The sequence below is a fragment of the Nocardia sp. NPDC059180 genome (assembly GCF_042754945.1).
In the GTDB taxonomy this organism is placed as follows: Bacteria; Actinomycetota; Actinomycetes; order Mycobacteriales; family Mycobacteriaceae; genus Nocardia.
On record NZ_JBHZBU010000012.1, the window covers coordinates 65,265 to 85,202 of the forward strand.

Annotated in this window: 16 protein-coding genes; 7 read left to right on the forward strand and 9 right to left on the reverse strand. The window is 67.9% G+C overall.

The annotated features are described in order from the left end of the window. Positions 1-3 precede the first annotated feature (3 nt). Positions 4-1,065 carry a phenylalanine--tRNA ligase subunit alpha gene (gene pheS, locus ACFXNW_RS28575; RefSeq protein WP_379420910.1) on the reverse strand — a complete coding sequence of 354 codons (1,062 nt, stop codon included), beginning with the start codon at positions 1,063-1,065 and terminating at the stop codon, positions 4-6. A 271-nt stretch (positions 1,066-1,336) separates the two neighbouring features. After that, positions 1,337-2,785, reverse strand: a complete 1,449-nt coding sequence (locus ACFXNW_RS28580) for an MFS transporter (protein WP_379420911.1) — start codon at positions 2,783-2,785, stop codon at positions 1,337-1,339. 103 nt (positions 2,786-2,888) lie between these two features. Here ACFXNW_RS28580 and ACFXNW_RS28585 point away from each other — a divergent pair, with 103 nt between their 5' ends. Continuing rightward, a complete protein-coding gene (locus ACFXNW_RS28585) occupies positions 2,889-3,446 on the forward strand; it encodes a TetR/AcrR family transcriptional regulator (RefSeq protein ID WP_379420912.1) in 558 nt (185 codons plus the stop codon). A gap of 133 nt (positions 3,447-3,579) precedes the next feature. On the opposite strand, the gene ACFXNW_RS28590 is transcribed toward ACFXNW_RS28585, so the two are convergent. The 4 genes from ACFXNW_RS28590 to infC all read right to left on the reverse strand — a co-directional run bounded on the left by ACFXNW_RS28590 (position 3,580) and on the right by infC (position 5,835). Beyond that, positions 3,580-4,380: a TrmH family RNA methyltransferase gene (locus ACFXNW_RS28590; protein ID WP_379420913.1), complete on the reverse strand. Its 801-nt coding sequence runs from the start codon at positions 4,378-4,380 to the stop codon at positions 3,580-3,582. Positions 4,381-4,420: 40 nt separating this feature from the next. Next, the gene (rplT, locus tag ACFXNW_RS28595; protein WP_011208447.1) at positions 4,421-4,801 is read right to left on the reverse strand and encodes a 50S ribosomal protein L20; all 381 of its coding nucleotides are present in this window, start codon (positions 4,799-4,801) and stop codon (positions 4,421-4,423) included. A gap of 100 nt (positions 4,802-4,901) precedes the next feature. After that, a complete protein-coding gene (rpmI, locus tag ACFXNW_RS28600) occupies positions 4,902-5,096 on the reverse strand; it encodes a 50S ribosomal protein L35 (RefSeq protein ID WP_163825742.1) in 195 nt (64 codons plus the stop codon). Positions 5,097-5,157: 61 nt separating this feature from the next. Further along, the gene (gene infC / locus ACFXNW_RS28605; RefSeq protein WP_379421027.1) at positions 5,158-5,835 is read right to left on the reverse strand and encodes a translation initiation factor IF-3; all 678 of its coding nucleotides are present in this window, start codon (positions 5,833-5,835) and stop codon (positions 5,158-5,160) included. Positions 5,836-6,301: 466 nt separating this feature from the next. Between infC and ACFXNW_RS28610 the strand changes: the two genes are divergently transcribed. Together ACFXNW_RS28610 and ACFXNW_RS28615 are read left to right on the forward strand one after the other, a co-directional pair. Further along, positions 6,302-6,643 carry a DUF1844 domain-containing protein gene (locus ACFXNW_RS28610; RefSeq protein WP_048833249.1) on the forward strand — a complete coding sequence of 114 codons (342 nt, stop codon included), beginning with the start codon at positions 6,302-6,304 and terminating at the stop codon, positions 6,641-6,643. A gap of 624 nt (positions 6,644-7,267) precedes the next feature. Next, positions 7,268-7,975: an alpha/beta fold hydrolase gene (locus ACFXNW_RS28615; RefSeq protein WP_379420914.1), complete on the forward strand. Its 708-nt coding sequence runs from the start codon at positions 7,268-7,270 to the stop codon at positions 7,973-7,975. A gap of 109 nt (positions 7,976-8,084) precedes the next feature. Here ACFXNW_RS28615 and uvrA read toward each other — a convergent pair whose 3' ends face one another. Continuing rightward, on the reverse strand, positions 8,085-11,012 hold the full coding sequence (uvrA, locus tag ACFXNW_RS28620; protein ID WP_379420915.1) for an excinuclease ABC subunit UvrA: 2,928 nt from the start codon (positions 11,010-11,012) through the stop codon (positions 8,085-8,087). A gap of 197 nt (positions 11,013-11,209) precedes the next feature. On the opposite strand from uvrA, the gene ACFXNW_RS28625 reads away from it, so the two are divergent. After that, positions 11,210-11,842, forward strand: a complete 633-nt coding sequence (locus ACFXNW_RS28625; RefSeq protein WP_379420916.1) for a response regulator — start codon at positions 11,210-11,212, stop codon at positions 11,840-11,842. Between the two features lie 11 nt (positions 11,843-11,853). Here ACFXNW_RS28625 and ACFXNW_RS28630 read toward each other — a convergent pair whose 3' ends face one another. Next, entirely contained in the window at positions 11,854-12,609 is a 756-nt protein-coding gene (locus ACFXNW_RS28630) for a sigma 54 modulation/S30EA ribosomal C-terminal domain-containing protein (protein ID WP_379420917.1), read from the reverse strand. A gap of 172 nt (positions 12,610-12,781) precedes the next feature. Here ACFXNW_RS28630 and ACFXNW_RS28635 point away from each other — a divergent pair, with 172 nt between their 5' ends. Continuing rightward, positions 12,782-14,596, forward strand: coding sequence for a GAF domain-containing sensor histidine kinase (locus tag ACFXNW_RS28635; protein ID WP_379421028.1), 1,815 nt, complete (start codon positions 12,782-12,784; stop codon positions 14,594-14,596). Here the strand turns inward: ACFXNW_RS28635 and ACFXNW_RS28640 are convergent. After that, entirely contained in the window at positions 14,593-15,765 is a 1,173-nt protein-coding gene (locus tag ACFXNW_RS28640) for a beta-ketoacyl synthase N-terminal-like domain-containing protein (protein WP_379420918.1), read from the reverse strand. The genes ACFXNW_RS28635 and ACFXNW_RS28640 overlap by 4 nt on opposite strands. Positions 15,766-15,975: 210 nt before the next feature. Between ACFXNW_RS28640 and ACFXNW_RS28645 the strand changes: the two genes are divergently transcribed. Both ACFXNW_RS28645 and ACFXNW_RS28650 read left to right on the forward strand, forming a co-directional pair. After that, on the forward strand, positions 15,976-17,307 hold the full coding sequence (locus tag ACFXNW_RS28645; RefSeq protein ID WP_379420919.1) for a diguanylate cyclase domain-containing protein: 1,332 nt from the start codon (positions 15,976-15,978) through the stop codon (positions 17,305-17,307). A 155-nt stretch (positions 17,308-17,462) separates the two neighbouring features. After that, positions 17,463-19,805: a HelD family protein gene (locus ACFXNW_RS28650; RefSeq protein WP_379420920.1), complete on the forward strand. Its 2,343-nt coding sequence runs from the start codon at positions 17,463-17,465 to the stop codon at positions 19,803-19,805. Positions 19,806-19,938 lie beyond the last annotated feature (133 nt).

The following is a 19,938-nucleotide window of genomic DNA, read 5'->3' on the forward strand; positions in this document are numbered from 1 at the left end:
TGGTCAGGACCGGATACCGAAGGGCAGCGTGAAACGCACGTCACCCTCGACGATGTCGCGCATATCCGGAATACCGTTGCGGAACTGCAGAGTCCGCTCCAGGCCCATGCCGAACGCGAAACCGCTGTACACCTCGGGGTCGATACCGCTGGCGATGAGCACCTTGGGGTTGACCATGCCGCAGCCGCCCCATTCGACCCAGCCCGCGCCGCCCTTCTTGTCCGGGAACCACACGTCGACCTCGGCGGAGGGTTCGGTGAAGGGGAAGTAGTTGGGGCGCATACGGGTTCGCGTCTCCGGGCCGAACAGGGCGCGCGCGAACGCGTCCAGGGTGCCGCGCAGGTGTGCCATGGTCAGGCCCTTGTCCACTGCCAATCCCTCGACCTGGGAGAAGACCGGGGTGTGGGTGGCGTCGAGCTCATCGGTGCGGAATGTCCGTCCCGGGCACACGACGTAGATCGGCAGTTCGCGTTCCAGCATCGAGCGCACCTGCACCGGCGAGGTGTGGGTACGCAGCACCTGCCGCGAACCCTCCGGCGCGATATGGAAGGTGTCCTGCATGGTGCGCGCCGGATGGTCGGGCAGGAAGTTGAGCGCGTCGAAGTTGAAGTGTTCGGTCTCCACCTCGGGGCCCTCGGCGACCTCCCAGCCCATCGCGACGAACACGTCGGCGACCTGATCGGAAATGACGCTGATCGGATGCCGGGCACCGGCAGGCTGACGGCGCGCGGGCAGGGTGACATCGATGCTCTCGGCGACCAGCACCGCGGCATCGCGTTCGGCGAGCAGTGCCGCGCGCCGCGCCTCGAAGGCCTCCGACACCCGAGTGCGGGCCACATTGACCCGCTTACCGGCGTCGGCCTTGTCGGTCTTCGGCAGCGCACCGAGGCCGCGCTGGGCCAGCGCGATGGGTGACTTGCCGCCGATGTGCTCGGTCTTGGCGACCGCGAGCGCATCCAGATCGGCGGCCGCCGCGAACGCCTTCTCGGCCGCCGCCGCGGCCGCGGCCAATGCCTCCTCGGTCAGCGAGGCGTTCTGCTCGACTGCACTCTTGTCGTCGCCCACGATCGTTCGTCTCTCCCCTGGGGGTCGGTTCTCCGGGTGCGGACCATTCCTTACCCACATTGCTGCTGGTCGAATCGTATGCGATGCGCGTCGGTCGATTCATCCGGATTACCCCGTCCCGGCCGCGTGTCCTGTGCTAGCGCAGCTCGAGCGCTGGTCGCCGCACCCCGCCGCGACAACGTATGTGGTGCGGCAGACCCGCTACCGGCTCCGTCTATCGGCACGTCCGCCCGGTGGCCGTCGCAGACCACCGGGCGAGTGTGCGTCGGAGTCAGACAGCGACGGGTGCTTCGCCGACCGGCTCGATCTTGCGCGGCAGTCGCAGGGACACCACCGCTCCTACCGCGACGATGGCGGCGCCGACCCAGACTGCGGGGACGAGCCCGTCGACGTAGCTCTGCGGATCGGTGTAGGAGCCGTAGGAGGCGAAGACCGAGGCGAGGACGGCGATGCCCATGGCGACACCCACCTCACGCAGCGTGTTGTTGGTGCCGGAGGCCATGGCCCGGTCTTCGGGTGCGGCGCTGGCCATGACCACGGTGGCACCTGGGGCGAAGGTGAGTCCCATACCGATGCCGCCGAGCAGCATGGCACCGATGAATGAGCTGTATCCGGCGTCGACGGTGCTCACCACCGCCATCCAGACCAGCGAGGCGGCCAGCATCGCCTGTCCGGTCGACAACACGGCGCGGGCACCGACCCGGTTGACGACCAGCCCGGCCAGCGGTGCCACCACCATGGGCGCGGCCGTCCACGGCAGGGTGCGCAGACCGGATTCGAGCGGGCTGTAACCCTGCACCACCTGGAAGTACTGCGAGATCAGGAAGATCGAGCCGAAGACACCGACGGCGAAGGTGAAGCTGGTGGCGTTGCTGACCCGGAATGCCCTGGAACGGAACAGTCGCAGGGGCAGCATCGGATTCGGTGTGTGCAGTTCCCAGCCGATCAGCGCGGCCAGCACAACCACACCGCCGAGCAGCGCCGCCAGTACCGGGCCGGAGGTCCATCCGTCCTCCGCACCGTGCATGACGCCCCACACGATCGCCAGTACCCCGCCTGCCGACAGCAGCAGTCCCAGCAGATCGAGGCGGCGGCCACCACCGAATGATTCGCCGAGCATGCGGGCGGCGAACGGCAGCGCCAGGATGCCGATCGGCACATTCAGCCAGAAGATCCACTGCCAGCTGAATCCGTCGACCACCGCGCCGCCGACTACCGGGCCGACCGCGATCCCCATGCCGGAGATCCCGCCCCAGATCCCGATGGCGGCGTTGCGCATCCGTTCGGGTACCGCAGTGGACAACAGGGTCAACGACAGTGGCATGACCGCCGCGCCGCCGAAGCCCTGCACCGCCCGCGCGGCGATCAGCATCCACGGTTCGGTGGCCAGCGCGCAGGCCGCCGACGCCACAGTGAACAGCGCGATACCTGCTAGGAAGACCCGACGGCGGCCGAGCCGGTCACCGAGCGCGGACGCCGTGAGCAACAGCGAGGCGAACGACAGCGTGTAGGCGTTGACGAACCATTGCAGATCGGTGAGCGAGGCGCCTAGTTCGGTGCGGATGACCGGTAGCGCGTTGGTCACCACGAGGTTGTCCAGCGTGACCATGAACATCGGAATGCCGACGGCGGCGAGCACTGCGGCCAGCGGCCGGCTGCCCGGTGCGCGGGTGGTGGTCGATTGTGGCGCGGCGGGTGCCGCGGTGAGTGTCTCGGTCATGTCCAGCCCTTGTTGTAATCGACTGATAACTAATGCCCAGAAGAGTATGCATTGACTGATAACATGTCAACGGCAGCGGCGCCGAGACGAAACAGGAGCATCCGTGACGGGCAAGACGCGAATGACCGCAACCGAGCGTGGCGAGCAAGTGTTGGCGGCGGCAGTGCAGGCTTTCGCCGAAACTGGTTACGCGGCAACGAAAACCGATGACATCGCCCGTCGCGCCGGCGTCTCGCAGCCGTATGTGATCCGGCTGTTCGGCACCAAGCAGCAGCTGTTCCTCGCCGCGCTGAACCGGGTGTGCGATCGGATCGAGGCGGTGTTCCGCGAGGCGGCGGCCACCGATCCGAACCCGACGGCGGTGACACTGGGCCACGGCTACAGCGTTTTCCTGGCCGAACGTGAACTCCTGCAGCTACTGCTGCACGGATTCGCCGCCAGCGCCGACCCGGTGATCGGCGAACAGACCCGCGCCCGCTTCGGCCAGATCTACGACCTGGCCCGCGAGCTCACCGGTGCGACCCCGACCGAGGTCCGCCGTTTCATGTCCACCGGCATGCTGCTCACGGTCATGACGTCGATGCAGGTCGCAGGCCCGAACGCGGTACCGGCGCCGTGGGCGGCGGAGATCCTCGGCGATCTGGAGAAGTTCGGGGACTGAGATCGTTCAGCTCCGCAGCTGCTCTGGACCGGCCGTGAGCAGCATCGGCGTGAATTCGACAACGCTGTGTGCGGCGACGCCGTGCCGCGCGTGGGGATCGACCGCGAGCACGTTGCGGGGCATCTGCCCTCGGTCACCGACCGCGAAAGCGCACCCGCGAGTTCGCGTACAAACAGATCGACGCGGCGGTCGCCAGGTTGAGGCTTTCGGCGCGGCCGCGGATGGGGATGCGCACACGGTGGTCGGCGCGCGCGGCAACGGCCGGGTCCAGGCCGTGGGCTTCGTTGCCGAACAGCCAGGCGACCGGGCCGGTGAACAGCTCGTCGGCGTCGTCGAGGTCGACCTCGCCGTCGGCGGCGGTAGCCAGGATCGTCACGCCGGCCGCAGTGATGTCATCCAAGGTTGCGCCGATGTCGCGGCTGCGGGCGATCGGCACATGGAACATACTGCCCGCGGCGGCGCGGACGGTTTTACCGTTATGTGGGTCGACGGAGTCTCCTGCCAGGATCACTCCGTCACCGCCGACGGCATCGACGACCCGGATGAGAGTGCCCGCATTGCCGGGGTCGGCCATCTCGACCGGTACGGCCAGGATCCGCGGCGCGGCGTCCAGGATCGCGGCCGGCGCCACGTCGAGCAGATCGCAGACCGCGACCAGTCCCGGCGGCGTCACGGTCTCCCCCAGCGCCTGCGCCGCACGGTCGCTCACCAGTGTGGTGCGCACCCCTTCGGCCGCGGCACCGGCGACGAGTTCGTGCTCACGGGTCGCGCCTGCGGCCGAGTAGAACAGCTCACGCACCCGCCCGGTCTCGAGTGCCGCGGTGACCGAGTTGGCGCCTTCGGCCAGGAACTGCCCGGCCTTGCGCCGATGTGGCGCGCGATGCAGCTTGACAGCGGAAACGACCCGCGGATTGCGCTCGGAGAGCGCGTCCACGGGTCGTTCCGAAAGATGTCCGCGAGTCACGGCACCCGGCTCAGGCGGCCGGGGCGTTGACGTCCTGCGGCAGCGCGGCCTTGGCGATCGCGACGAGACCGGCGAAGGCCTCGGCGTCGGAGACGGCGAGCTCGGCGAGGTTCTTGCGGTCGACCTCGACACCAGCGGCCTTCAGGCCCTGGATGAAGCGGTTGTAGGTGATGTCGTTGAGGCGCGCCGCGGCGTTGATGCGGGCGATCCACAGCTTGCGGAAATCACCCTTGCGCGCCCGGCGGTCCCGGTAGGCGTAGGTGAGCGAGTGCAGCTGCTGTTCCTTGGCCTTGCGGTACAGCCGCGAGCGCTGGCCGCGGTAGCCCTTGGAAGCCTCGAGGATGGAACGGCGCTTCTTCTGAGCGTTGACGGCCCTTTTGACGCGTGCCACTGGTCAGTCCTGTTCGATCGGGGGGCGCGTGCGGCGCCCGGGTGTGGTCAGGTAGTCGGCGTCCGTATGCGGAGCGCGAGCGTGCCTACTGCGGCGGGTATCAGATACCGAGCAGCTTCTTCACGCGACGGACGTCGGCGGGCGCGACGACCTCGGTGCCGTCCAGACGACGAGTGCGGCGGGTGGGCTTGTGCTCGAGCAAGTGACGACGGTTCGCCTGCTGACGCAGCAGCTTGCCCTTGCCGGACACCTTGAATCGCTTCGAGGCGCCGCTGTGGCTCTTCATCTTCGGCATGGATTCCTCAATCTGTCTCGTGCCCGCGGTCGCGCGTGGACCGCCGACGTTCTGATCGGTATTACTGCGGGCCGGCCTGCTCGGCCTGCTCCGCTTGCGCCGGGGCGCTCGGCTGGGCCGGGGCGCTCGGCTGTGGCCGGGCGGGGGCGGCCGAGTCCTGCTGCGCCTTGGCGCGCGTCTTCGCGCCCTTGTGCGGAGCGAGGACCATGGTCATGTTCCGGCCGTCCTGCTTGGCCGAGGTCTCGACGAAACCCAACTCCGCGACGTCGGAGGCCAGTCGCTGCAGCAACCGGAAACCGAGCTCGGGCCTGGACTGTTCACGACCCCGGAACATGATCGTGACCTTGACCTTGGACCCGGCTTCGAGGAAGCGAACGACGTTGCGCTTCTTGGTCTCGTAGTCGTGGTCGTCGATCTTGGGGCGGAGCTTCTGCTCCTTGATGACGGTCTGGACCTGGTTCTTACGGGACTCGCGCGCTTTCTGCGCGGTCTCGTATTTGAACTTGCCGTAGTCCATGATCTTGCAGACCGGTGGTCTGGCATCCGGGGCCACCTCGACCAGGTCGAGGTCGGCTTCGAGAGCGACGCGTAGTGCATCTTCAACACGCACGATCCCAACCTGTTCACCGCCGGGTCCGATGAGGCGGACTTCGGGAACGCGGATGCGATCGTTGATGCGGGTCTCAGTGCTGATGGGGCCTCCTAGGTCAAGCGGTGTCGTCGGACGACCGCAAGCAATAACTGCAACCCCTTGTTCAACACAAAGGCCCCGTCGCGGTATTTCACCGCTCCAGGGCCCGAGGTCGACCGATCACCGCAGGTAGTGACGCCTGCGACCCGCATCCAGCTGAACTCGATGCGAGAACCCGCCTCAGGAGGCGAGCGACCGGACCGTTGTCCCGTACGAATACTCGTCGGCAACGGTGGGAGTCGGGCTCCACTTATCTGCCCCGGGCATTGTGGTGCATGTCCCGTTCCCGGAACACACACCACCCAGGGCGGTCGTCGCAGAACAGCGTAGCAGCCGCATCGCGCGGAACCGAATCGGGTCGACGAGCCCGCCCACGTGGGCGAAATCCGGTTGCTCATGCGGGTGCCGCATGCCGCGGTCCACCCGTGCCCGATTCTCGCCGAGATCGGGCAGCTACGGCTGATGCGGGCGGCGGGGTGAGGGCGCCTGCGACGCGGGTTCTAGCCTGGTGGGCATGACTGAACAGCCCGACAGCTCTGTGCGTGAACTGGCCGATATTCCCGCGGTGGAGGTGATCAGCCGCGCCGCGGTGATGTTGATGAGTTCGGCGGCGGAGAAGCTGGGTCTGGCCGATGAGGATCCGGAGACCAGCAGCAGGCGCGATCTGGACGAGGCGCGGCGGGTCATCACCGCGCTGGCCGGCCTGGTGACGGCATCGGTGGAGTATCTCGGCCCGCATGCCGGACCGATCCGCGAAGGGCTGCAGTCGCTGCAGAAGGCGTTCCGGGAATCGTCGGCGCATCCGGACGAGCCGGGCAAGGGTCCGGGTGAGAAATACACAGGCCCGGTGTACTGAGAGCCGACGGGCCGGTGGCAACCACCGGCGGACAACACGAAGGCCGGGTCCTGCTGATCAGCGGGACCCGGCCTTCGCGCGTCGATCACATTCCCGGCGTCACCGAGATCGCCGAGCCGGTGCTCAGCATGTTGGCGATGGCGGTGAAGATATCGCCGAGACCCGCACTTCCGGAGTTCATGATTGATGGTTCCTTTCGGTGGATCCGCGCTCAGGCAGGCGTACCCGGGGTGTAGTTGAGGGACGAGCCACTGCTCAGAAAACCGAGGATCTGAGTGATCAGGGCACCGATGTCGACGCCTTCCATGGCGGGGATTCCTTTCGCTCTCACCGGTATGCACGCCTGCGCCGCGTACTCGACGCGCCGCCGGGCGGACCGGTTGTCTATCGCCGCGCCTCGAGCCTCTCGGGCGCGGTTCCGCCGATCCTACACACGCGTGTTTCACTTTTAGGGCGGATTTCCGGCAAATTCGTTCGAGCGCTCCCCAGCGGGGCGGCAGCGACCGGTCGGACAGCTCCGGAAGAACCGCCGGGTAACCTAATTACCGTGTTGCACAACACATTTCATCTCACCGACCAGCATCGGGAATTCCGCCGCGAGCAATGACATGCCATGCTTTCCGGATGGCACGGATACTTCTGGTTCCCGGATTCTGGTTGGGCGCATGGGCGTGGGACGAGGTCGCGGACGAGCTGCGCCGACGAGGCGAGGACGTGCTGGCATTGACCCTGCCCGGCCTCGACCCACGTGACGACGACCGGCTCGAGGCGACGCTGGAGCGGCAGGCACAGGCCATCGTCGACGCCGTCGCGCCGGACGAGCCCGCGGTGCTGGTGGCCCATTCGGGTGGCGGCGCCTCGGCCTATCTGGCCACCGACCTCGCACCCGGCCGGTTCGCCAGGGTGATCTACGTCGACAGCGCTCCCCTGCCCAACGGCTTCGTGCTCAATTCCGCCCTCGACCTGGCCGCACGCGAGTATCCGCTACCGGAGTGGCGCGACCTGGAGGCCGAGGGCAGCAGCCTTGCCGGACTCGACGACGCGGCGCTGGCCGAATTCCGGGCGCGCGCGGTCTCCGAACCGACCGCCGTCGCGGGCGCGCCCCTGCAACTCAGCGCCGATACCGCGCGCCTGCAGATCCCGACGACGGTCATCTGCAATACCTTCACCGCCGAGGTGGTCGGGAAGCTGCGCGACGAGGGCCAGATGCCGATGTTCGCCGAACTGTCCCGCATCGACGCCGAGTACGTCGACCTGCCGACCGGGCATTGGCCCATGTGGTCCAAGCCGCGCGAGCTCGCCGAGCTGATTCACACGATCACCAAGGGCTGATCGGGGCTCATGGGGGCGGCACGGCCGAGCCACCGCCTGCCGCGCAGGGCACGCCGTGGCGGAAGACCGGATGTCGATCTTCCGCCACGGGAATGGTGCCGAGTGCCCGTCAGCCGACCGCCGCGGCCTTCTTCGCCACGCGTTTGGTGGCCCGCTTCGGCTTCGCCGGTGCGGCCGCGGCGGATTTGTCGAGGACATCGCGCAGGAACTGCCCGGTGTAGCTGTCCGGCACGGCCGCGATCTCGTCCGGGGTGCCCTGGGCGACGACGGTCCCGCCGCCGGAACCACCCTCGGGGCCCATATCGATCACCCAGTCCGAGGTCTTGATGACGTCGAGGTTGTGCTCGATGACGATCACCGTGTTGCCCTTGTCGACCAGTCCGTTGATGACGGCGAGCAGCTTGCGGATGTCCTCGAAATGCAGACCGGTCGTCGGCTCGTCGAGAATGTAGACGGTCCGCCCGGTGGAGCGTTTCTGCAGTTCGGCGGCCAGCTTCACGCGCTGGGCCTCACCGCCGGACAGCGTGGGGGCACTCTGCCCGAGCCGCACGTATCCCAGACCGACATCGACGAGGGTCTTGAGATAGCGGTGGATCGAGGTGACCGGCTCGAAGAAGCCGGCGGCCTCCTCGATCGGCATATCCAGCACCTCGGCGATCGTCTTGCCCTTGTAGTGCACCTCCAGGGTTTCCCGGTTGTAGCGCGCGCCGTGGCACACCTCGCACGGGACGTACACGTCGGGCAGGAAGTTCATCTCGATCTTGAGGGTGCCGTCACCGGAGCAGGCCTCACAACGGCCGCCCTTGACGTTGAACGAGAACCGGCCCGGCTGGTAGCCGCGCACTTTCGCCTCGGTGGTCGCCGCGAACAGGGTGCGGATCTTGTCGAACACACCGGTGTAGGTGGCCGGGTTGGAGCGCGGGGTCCGGCCGATCGGTGACTGGTCGACCTGCACCAGCTTGTCCAGATGATCGAGCCCGTTGACCCGGGTGTGCCGTCCCGGTACCTGGCGGGCACCGTTGAGCCGGTTGGCCAGCACCGTGGCGAGGATGTCGTTGACCAGGGTGGACTTACCCGATCCGGACACACCGGTGACGGAGGTGAGCACGCCGAGCGGGAACGCGACGTCGATGCCCCGCAAATTGTGCTCGTTCGCCCCGACGACGGTGACCTGGCGCTTCTTGCTGACCGGGCGCCGCACCATCGGCACCTCGATCTGCTCGCGGCCGGACAGATACGCACCGGTCAGCGAGTTCGGATCGGTGAGCAGCTCCTGATACGGCCCGCTGTGCACCACTCGGCCGCCGTGTTCACCGGCCAGCGGGCCGATATCGACCACCCAGTCCGAGGCGCGGATGGTGTCCTCGTCGTGTTCGACCACGATCAGGGTGTTGCCGAGCTTCTTGAGCCGGGTCAGGGTTTCGATGAGCCTGCGGTTGTCGCGCTGATGCAGGCCGATCGACGGCTCGTCGAGTACGTAAAGCACGCCGACCAGGCCGGACCCGATCTGGGTTGCCAGCCGGATGCGCTGGGCCTCGCCACCGGAGAGGGTGGCCGCGGCCCGTGACAACGTCAGGTATTCCAGGCCGACGTCGAGCAGGAAGCCCAGCCGCGCCTGCACCTCCTTGAGCACCTGACCGGCGATGGCGGCTTCGCGCTCGCCGAGGGTGAGGGTATTGAGGAACGCCGAGCAGTCGCCGATGGACAGATCACACACCTCCGCGATGGATCTGTGTTCGCCGTCGGCGGCGATGGTGACCGCAAGGATCTCCGGACGCAGCCGGGCGCCGTTGCAGACCGGGCACGGCACATCGCGCATGTACCCGTCGTAGTGCTCCTTCATCTGCTCGGACTCGGTGTTCTCCATCCGCCGCTGCAGGAACGGCATCACGCCCTCGAAATCGGCGTAATAGGAGCGCTTGCGTCCGTATCGGTTGGTGTAGGACACATGCACCTGATCGGAGCTGCCCTCCAGCACCGCCTTGCGGGCCTTCACCGGTAGCTCACGCCACGGCGTGTCCATGGAGAATCCGATGGCCCCGGCCAGACCGGACAGCAGGCGGGTGAAGTACTCGGCGGTCTGCCCGCGTGACCACGGCGCGATGGCGCCCTCGGCCAGGCTCAGATCCGGGTCGGGCACCACGAGTTCGGGATCGACCTCCTTGCGGATACCGAGGCCGACGCAGTCCGGGCAGGCGCCGTAGGGCGAGTTGAACGAGAACGAGCGCGGCTCGAGATCCTCGATATCGAGCGGATGGCCGTTGGGGCAGGCCAGCCGTTCGGAGAAGCGGCGCTCCCGGTCGTGTGCGTGTTCGTCACGGTCGACGAAATCCAGCACGACAATGCCGTCGGCCAGCCGCAGCGCCGTCTCGATGGAGTCGGTGAGCCGCTGTTTGGAACCGAGCTTGACGGCCAAGCGGTCGACGACCACCTCGACATCGTGCTTTTCCTGCTTCTTCAGCTTCGGCGGATCGGTGAGCGGATACACCACACCATCGACCCGCACACGGGCGTAGCCCTGGGTGTTGAGCTGATCGAACAGGTCGACGAACTCGCCCTTACGGGTGCGCACCACCGGGGCCAGCACCTGGAATTTGATGCCGGGCTCCATGGCAAGCACCTGGTCGACGATCTGCTGCGGGGTCTGTTTCTCGATCAACTCACCGCACACCGGGCAGTGCGGGGTGCCCGCGCGGGCGTAGAGCAGACGCAGGTAGTCGTAGACCTCGGTGATGGTGCCGACGGTGGAGCGTGGATTGCGGTTGGTCGATTTCTGGTCGATCGACACCGCGGGCGACAAACCCTCGATGAAGTCGACGTCGGGCTTGTCCATCTGCCCGAGGAATTGGCGCGCGTACGCCGACAGCGACTCCACATAGCGCCGCTGACCTTCGGCGAAGATGGTGTCGAAGGCCAGGCTGGACTTGCCCGAGCCGGACAACCCGGTGAACACGATGAGGCTGTCGCGGGGTAGATCGAGATCGACCCCTTTGAGGTTGTGCTCCCGAGCTCCGCGCACGGTGAGGCGTTCCGCCACCAGGTCGGTCCCTTCTCTTCGATATCCCGCGTTCCGGGTTCTGGCATGCCGATATGTCCCCGGCGGCCATGCTAAGCCGGACCACCGACAAGTTTTCCCGGGCGCGGGTCGAGGCTCGCCAGAGGACTTTCGGCCATCCCCCACGACCGATCAGCGAGCTACCTTGACCAGGGTAGACAAACGAACAGGAGGCGGCTGTGCTCGAGGTGTTCCTGGTCGACGATCACGAGATCGTCCGCCGTGGTCTGATCGACCTGCTCGAGAGTGATCCGGACCTCACCGTCGTCGGCCAAGCCGGTGACGTGGCGAGCGCGATGATCGGCATCCGGGCGCTACGGCCGCGAGTTGCGGTGCTGGACGTGCGATTACCCGACGGGAACGGCATCGAGCTGTGCCGCGATCTACTCGCCGAATTCGACGATCTGCGCTGCCTGATCCTGACTTCCTACACCGACGACCAGGCCATGCTCGATGCGATCCTCGCCGGGGCGAGCGGATATGTGGTGAAGAACATCAAAGGAATGGAGCTCGCCGACGCCGTCAAGGACGTCGGCGCCGGCCGTTCGCTGCTCGACACCAAGGCCGCGGCGGCCCTGCGCGCGCGACTGCGTCGCAGCACCGAGGACGACGGTCCGCTGGCCGGTCTCACCGAGCAGGAACGCAAACTGCTGACCCTGCTCGGCGAGGGTCTGACCAACCGGCAGATCGCCGCGCGCATGTTCCTCGCGGAGAAGACGGTCAAGAACTACGTCTCCCGCCTGCTCGCCAAGCTCGGTGTGGAGCGACGCACCCAGGCCGCGGTGCTGGCCACCAAGCTCGGCGAGCGGTGACTCGACCGCCGTCAGCGGGCCGGGCGCACCAGCGCGAGGTCGCCGTCGTAGCGACGGTAGAGCAGATGCCCACGTCTGGTGCGGGCATCGGTGAAGAACAGGAACGGCAACCCGCGCCAGCACAACTGGGTGGCGGCGTCGCCTTCGTCCAGCACCGGCGCGGGCGCCGGGTCGACGGTCAGCGCCATCGGCGCGGGTGAGGATTCGGTGGGCTCGGTGGTGTGCTGGCGGATCATGTGCACCCCGTCCGGGTCGATCCAGTGCACCACCGCCTCCTCGCCGGTTTCGGCGTCGGTGAACAGATGTACGTCGTAGTCCATGGCGTCGAGCACCTCGATCGCCTGCGCGGGGGTACCCGCCAGCAGGACGTGGTCCTTGCGCCGGATGATCGGCCGCTGTTCGGTGACCCGTGCCAGCGGCGGTCTGGCCGGATCCGGCCAGACCCGCGGCATCGGATCGGCGCTCAGGCGCGCGATCTGCCGGTCGAGCCGTTCGGCGGCGAAGGTGACCGCGAAACCCCGCGGTCCCGGAACCTGCACCCGGGTCCGGGTGTCCCGGGAGTGGATATTGGCCTGCACGACCGTCGGCTGATCGACGTCGGCGGGTGCGGTGACGCGCACGTGCGCGGCCGCGTCGAGGTGGTGGCGGCGCAGTACCCGTCCGATGGCCCGCACCGCACGGGTCACGTCGGCCGGTGGTACCGCGCCATGAGTGGTGACCGCGAGGTCGGGCTCGGTCGCGGTGGCCCACAGCTCCAGCGAATTCATAGGAAACCCCTGCTTTCTATTCTCGCCGTGCGGATATGCCACCATCACGCGGAGATCACGAACAGGGCCGAAAGTCCCTGATCCCCCAATAGCATTGACCGAACGCCGCGTCACACCAATCCCACCGGGGCCACGGTCGCGCGGATACGACAAGGAAGCCGATATGGCCGAGATGACCGGTGCCCACCGCCGCGGGCCCTCGGCCGAGCGCGCCGAACTGTCGGCCGGACAATCCGGTGCACCGGTCGAGCGCGACAGCTCGCCGAGTGAACCCAGCAGTCCGCCCGCCGTGCGAGGAGCGCTCTACCAGCAGCGTCTGCGCGAACTGCTGGCCGAGGTCAGCGACCGGGTGGAGGTCGCGGCCGATTCGCGCGGCCGGATGGACGGACTGATCGAGGCCATGCTGACGGTCACCTCCGGTCTCGATCTCGACGACACCCTTCGCGCCATCGTCCGCACCGCGACCAGCCTGATCGACGCCGAGTACGGCGCGCTCGGCGTCCGCGGCCACAGCGAGCAGGTATTCCAGTTCGTCGCCGAGGGCATCGACGACCGGACCAGGGCGCGGATCGGGCCCCTGCCCGCGGGACACGGCGTGCTCGGCGCCGTCTTCGCCCAGCCGACGCCGCTGCGGCTCGATGATCTGACCGCCCATCCCGCATCGGTGGGTTTCCCCGCGCACCATCCACCGATGCGGACCTTCCTCGGGGTTCCGGTGCGGATCCGCGACGAGGTGTTCGGCAGCCTCTACCTGTGTGAGAAGGCCGGCGGACAGCCGTTCACCGCCGAGGACGAGGTGCTGGTGCAGGCGCTTGCCGCGGCGGCGGGGATCGCCGTCGACAACGCGCGGCTCTATGAATCGGCGCGAACCAGGCAGGAGTGGATCGAAGCGACCCGCGATGTGGCCACCGAGTTCCTCGCCGTCGGCACCCCGGGCCGGGCCCTGGAACGGGTGGTCGATCATGCGCGGGCGCTGACCGGATCGCAGCTGTGCTTCCTCGCCGCCGCCGGCCCGGGCGACGTCACCGATTTGCTGATCACGCACTGGTCCGGCCCGGACGCGCGACGGGCCGGGCATCCGATTCCGCTGGCGGGCACCGCGGTCGGCGAGGCATTCGGCAGGCGCACTCCGCTGCGGTTCGACGACGCGGGCCAGGTCGATCTCGGCATCACGCTGCCCTCCCCCGGTCCGGCGCTGATCCTGCCGTTATGCACGCCGGACGCGACCCACGGGACCCTGGTCACCGTGCGGCGCGCCGGTGCCGCGCCGTTCCCGGACGAGCTGGTCGAACTCACCGCCGCGTTCACCGATCAGGCGGCGCTGGCGATGCAGCTGGCCGACGCGCAACGGCGTATGCGCGAGGTCGATATCCTCGCCGATCGCGACCGCATCGCCCGTGATCTGCACGATCACGTCATCCAGCGACTGTTCGCGATCGGATTGACGTTGCAGGGCGCGGTGCCGCGCGCCACCGTCCCCGATGTGCGCGATCGGCTCTCCAGGGTGATCAACGATCTCCAGGAAGTCGTACAGGAGATCCGCACCTCCATCTTCGATCTGCACGGCGGCGCCGACAGCGCACGGCTGCAGCAGCGCATCGAGCACGCCATCCGGCAGCAGACCGCCGACACCACGATCCGCGCCACGGTGCAGTTCGCCGGCCCGCTGTCGGTGCTGGAACCGGAGCTGGCCGATCACGCCGAGGCCGTGGTGCGGGAAGCGGTGAGCAATGCGGTGCGCCATTCCGGTGGCGACACCGTCACCGTCGATATCGGGGTCTCCGATGATCTGACGATCGTGGTCACCGACAACGGCTGGGGCATACCGCATCACGTCATCCGCAGCGGGCTGCGCAATCTGGAACAGCGCGCGGAGGAGGCCGAGGGCCGGTTCACGATCTCTGCCGCCGTCGCCAGGCATGCGCGCGCCGAATCCGAGGACACGCTGCCCGGAACCCGGTTGTCCTGGACGGCGCCGCTGCCTTAGGAGCCGCCCGGCGGCGCCAGCACCACCATCGAATTGTTGCCGCCCATTCCCAGCGACAGTTTCACCGTGATGCCACCCGCACTCGCGACCGGCCCGTCCAGCAGCTGCGGATGCGGCGCCGCGACGATCGGCGCGGCGGGCACGATTCCCCGGTCGAAACCGAGGGCCGCGGCCGCGATCTCCACCGCGGCGGCGGCGCCCTGGCAGTGGCCGGTCAGGGGTTTGATCGCGTAGACCTCGGGCCGGTCGTCGAATACCTCGCCCAGCAGCGCACGCTCGGCGATATCGCATTGGCGGGTGCCGGTGCCGTGCGCATTGAAATACCGCACCTGCCGCGCCGACACGCCCGCCTTGTCGAGTGCCCGGCGCGCGCATTCGACGATCTGCCGGTGTCCGGGATCCACCGACACCACGTGATAGGCGTCGTTGGTCATCGCACCGCCGAGCACCGTGGCGTACGGACGCGCGACCGAGCGGCTGAGCACAAAACCCACCGAGGCCTCCCCCATGCTGAACCCGCGGCTGCCTTCCTGGAAGGGCCGGCACGCCTGTAGTGGTTCGGCGTCGGTGACCGCGGCGCCGAGCCGGACGAAATGCTCGACCATGTCCGGTGTCGCCGACAGATCCGTTGCCACGCACACCACGTCGTCGGCGAGACCGCTGTCGAGCCACATTTGCGCGGTGATCAACGCGACGTTGCCCGAACTGCAGGCCGCCGATACGTTCATCGCCGGACCGTGAAACCCGAACTCCTGCATCACCACCGAGATCGGGGTGGACGGCAGCAATCGCAGATAGTTCCGCGAGCGGCGATGACCGCCGTCGACGGTGTAGAAGTCGCGCCAGTTGCCGACATCGCCGAGCACGATCGCGTGCAACAGCCCGACGGTGCGCCCCGGTCGCCACCCGCGGGCGGTCGCGTCGGTGATGGCCTCGCGCGCGGCCTCGTGCACGGCGCGCCCGTACCGGCTCGTACTCACCTGTGGATCACCGCCGGGCGGAACCAGCGAGACCCATGCCGCCTCGTCGCGCTCGACCCCGTATCCGGGCTGCACACCCGCCGCCGACTTACCGCTCAGCAGTCCACGCCACAGCGCCTCACACCCCCATCCGTACCCGGTGACGGCACCGACACCGGCGATGGACATATGATGATCAGGTTCCGACATGGCATCGCTCCTCGGCCCGATCTTCTGGACCGTTCGCGCCGGCCCGCCGTCGTGAAGAACCGGTTCTGTCATGATCACCGGATCGAGCCGGGCGAAGTACCCGAAACGACCTCGCGGCAATCGCGTCGATCATGTGAACGGCGCACATGTCGCGTCCAGAATAATCCCGTGCTCCAATGACCAGCTGACGGTGGACGATCGGGGGTTCGAGTGGGAGAGGACAGGCTCAGCGCCGCCGAGCAGTTGGCGCAGCGGTACCGGTCTCTGGTCGAACACACCCCGGACGGGATCTGCGTGCACGAACGCGGCACCATCGTCTACGTCAATCCGGCGATGGTGCGCATGCTTGCGGCATCCGGTCCGGAGGAGCTGGTCGGGCGTCCCCTCATACAGTTCGTGCATCCGGATTCGGTGCCGGGAATGCTCGATCGGATCTCGCGGCTCACCAGGGCAGGAGCCGCTTCCCCTCCGGCGGAAATGAAGCTGACGCGGCTGGACGGGACCCACGTGCCGGTCGAGACCGTCTCGGTGCTCACCGTCTGGCACGACCAGGCCGCCTATCAGGTCGTCATCCACGATCTCACCGCCCAGCGCGCCGCCGAGGCCGCCCAGCGCCGGGCCGAACAGCACTTCACCACCGTGGTCTCCCAGCTGGAGGAGGGCGTGACCGTGATCGACCGGGACGGCCGGATCGAATCGGTCAATCCGGCGGCGCGTCGAATCTTCGGCATCGAGGACGCCGGGGATCTGACCGGGGTGACCATCGTGGACCTGCCGTTGACGCTGCTCGATGCCAACGCCCAGCCGATGCCGACCTCGCGGCATCCGGTGGCCCGCACCCTCGCCACCGGCGAAACCATCACCGGCTACGTCTTCGGCGTCGATCGCTCCGACGGGCAACGCCGCTGGTTGTCCGGTTCGAGCAGGCTGCTCAATCCTGGCGATCCGGATTCGTCGGCGGTGTCCTCATTCGCCGACATCACCGAATTCCGGGCCAGTCGCCGCCACCTGGAATATCAGGCCACCCACGATTCGCTGACCGGGCTGGCCAACCGGTCGCTGATCCTGTCGCAGCTGGCCGGTGCGCTGGCGGCCAGCGAAGACCAGCCGGTCTCGGTGGTGATGTTCATCGATCTGGACGGTTTCAAGGCGATCAACGACACCCTCGGCCACGCCATCGGCGACACCGTCCTGCAGATCGTGGCCCAGCGACTACAGCGAGCTCTGCGCGGCGACGATATCGTCGGCAGGCTCGGCGGCGACGAATTCCTGGTGCTGCTGTCGGGCCGCACCAGACAGGCCGATCTGGACGCACTCGTGATGCGATTGCAGAGCACCATGGCCGAACCGATCGTCGCACGTGGACATCGCATCGAGGTCAACGCTTCGATCGGCGTCACCGCACTGCACCCGGGCGACCGCCGCACCCCGGAAGCGGTGCTGCACGACGCGGATGTGGCGATGTATCGCGCCAAGCCGACCGGCCATCGCGAGGGCACCATCGGCGCCGCTCGCAGGCCGAACAACACACACGCGTCCTGAACGCGCCTCCGCATCGGTCCGCGCCGCCCTGCGTGGCGGCGAGAGGGTCGAACGCGCAGTAGACTGGACGATTCCGTTTTCCGATCGTCCGCGTATTCCACCCAGCTGTCGTCTGCCCCACTGGTGCCTGGTCACCGGGTGACAAGGAGTTCGTTTTGCCCGACCGCCTCACTCAGGACCACCGCTCCCCGATCCCGGACGCCGAACCCACACCGGAATCGAGCCCCGACACCGAGATCGATCGGGAACAGTCGCACCTGAGCGTCCTCTACGACCGTCTCGACGGCATGCGCAAATACGCCACCGACCGGCTGCGCACCGTTTTGCTGGAAACCGGCGGCACCCCGCAGGCGCGCAGCGAACGCGAATCGTTCACCCAGCTCTACACCGAGGACCTGTCCAAATACGATGCCGCCGAGCACGGCCTGTGCTTCGGCCGGATCGACCTCGACGGCGACGGTACCGACGGCGACGCCGACTCCGAGCGTCGCTACATCGGCAGGCTCGGCATCCTGGACGAGGACAACGACTACGAACCCTTGCTGCTGGACTGGCGCGCGCCACTGGCCAGGCCGTTCTACCTGGCCACCACCGCCGCTCCCGACGGCGTGCTGCGGCGCCGCCACATCCGTTCGCGTAACCGCAGGGTCACCGCGATCAACGATGAATACCTCGATCTGGATATCGCCCGGCGTGCCGGGGCGAGCGAGGACGACGGCGGTGTCGGCAGCGAGAGCGCCCTGCTGTCGGCATTGAACGCCGCGCGCACCGGCCATATGAACGACATCGTCGAGACCATTCAGAGCGAACAGGACGCGATCATCCGCGCCGAGCACAAGAGCGTGCTCGTCGTGCAGGGCGGGCCGGGCACCGGCAAGACCGCTGTCGCGCTGCACCGCGCCGCGTACCTGCTCTACACCTATCGGCAGCAGCTGGCCAAGGCCGGCGTGCTGATCATCGGGCCGAACGCGACATTCCTCGACTACATCGGGCAGGTGCTGCCCTCACTCGGTGAGACCGGCGTATTGCTGTCCACCATCGGCGATCTGTATCCGGGTGTGAAGGCCACCCGCGAGGATTCGCTGCGCGCGGGTGAGATCAAGGGTTCGCTGAGCGTGCTCGAAGTGCTCAAGCACGCGGTGCGCGACCGGCAGGAGGTGCCGTCGGAGCCGATCGCGCTCAGCTTCGACGGGTATCGGCTGACACTGGACCGCAAGATCGTCACCCGGGCCAGGGGCCGGGCCCGCTCGTCGCGGCGCCCGCACAATCTGGCCCGCCCGATCTTCGCGTCCTCGGTGATCGATGCGCTCGTCGATCAGCTGGCCACGACCATGGGCGCCGACCCGATCGGCGGTGGCCGCAGCCTGCTCAGCAGCACCGATCTCGCCGAGATCGCCGACGAGATGCGCGCCGACGCCCAGATCCAGCGCGCGATCAGCGCGCTGTGGCCGATCCTGACCCCGCAGCAGGTGCTGGCCGATCTGCTGGCCGATCCGGCGCGCCTGGACCGAGTCGCGGGCGCACTCGCACCGGCCGACCGTGCCGAGCTGCTACGCCAGGACAACGGTGAGTTCAGTGCCGCCGATGCCCCGCTGCTCGACGAGCTGGCCGAACTGCTCGGCATCGACGACGCCGAGGAACGTGAACGCGCTCGTCGCCGCTGGCGCGCCCAGCTGGCCGAGGCCCAGGACGCCCTCGACATCCTCACCGGTTCCGCGCCACAGGATCTCGAAGACGAACTCGATCCCGAGATCCTCATGGCCTACGACCTGATCGATGCGAGCCAGCTGGCCGAACGTCAGCAGGTGCGCACCCGCCAGACCACCGCCGAACGCGCGGCAGGCGATCGCACCTGGACCTACGGGCACGTCATCGTCGACGAGGCGCAGGAACTATCGGAGATGGCGTGGCGCATGGTGATGCGGCGGATCCCGAATCGCTGGATCACCGTCGTGGGTGACGTCGCACAGACCGGTGATCCGGCGGGCGCCTCGACGTGGCAGTCGATGCTGGAACCGTATGTGGCCAAACGCTGGAAGCTGACCGAACTCACCGTCAACTACCGCACGCCCGCCGAGATCATGGCAGCGGCGGGTGAAGTGCTGGCCGCCATCGATCCGCAGGCGCAGGTGCCGCGCTCGGTCCGGGAATCCGGGCATCCGCCGCGGGCGCTTCGATGCGATGCGGCGGCACTGCGCGCCGCGCTGGCCGGACTGGTCGCGGGCGAACGGGGGCCGGGCACTACAGCGGTGATCGTGCCGCACGCATCGGCGACCGAACTCGCCGATCTCGCGGCCGAGTCGGTGCGCGTGCTGACGGTGCACGAGGTGAAAGGTCTGGAATTCGACGCGGTGTATCTGGTGGAACCGCAGCAGATCATCGCCGAATCACCGCGCGGGCTCAACGATCTGTATGTGGCGCTCACCCGCGCCACGCAGCGGCTCACCGTGCTGCACAGCGAGGATCTGCCCGAAGTGCTGAGTTCACTGCGGGCGTGAGGTTCCACGCAGGCGTGGTGGCCGCCCCGTGGGGGGGGCCCCCCGGGGGGAAAAAACGCAAGGGGTGGACCAAATATAAATCCGGAAGCGGCGATGGGGGGGCAAACCCGGGGGCACCAACCAACACGCGGCC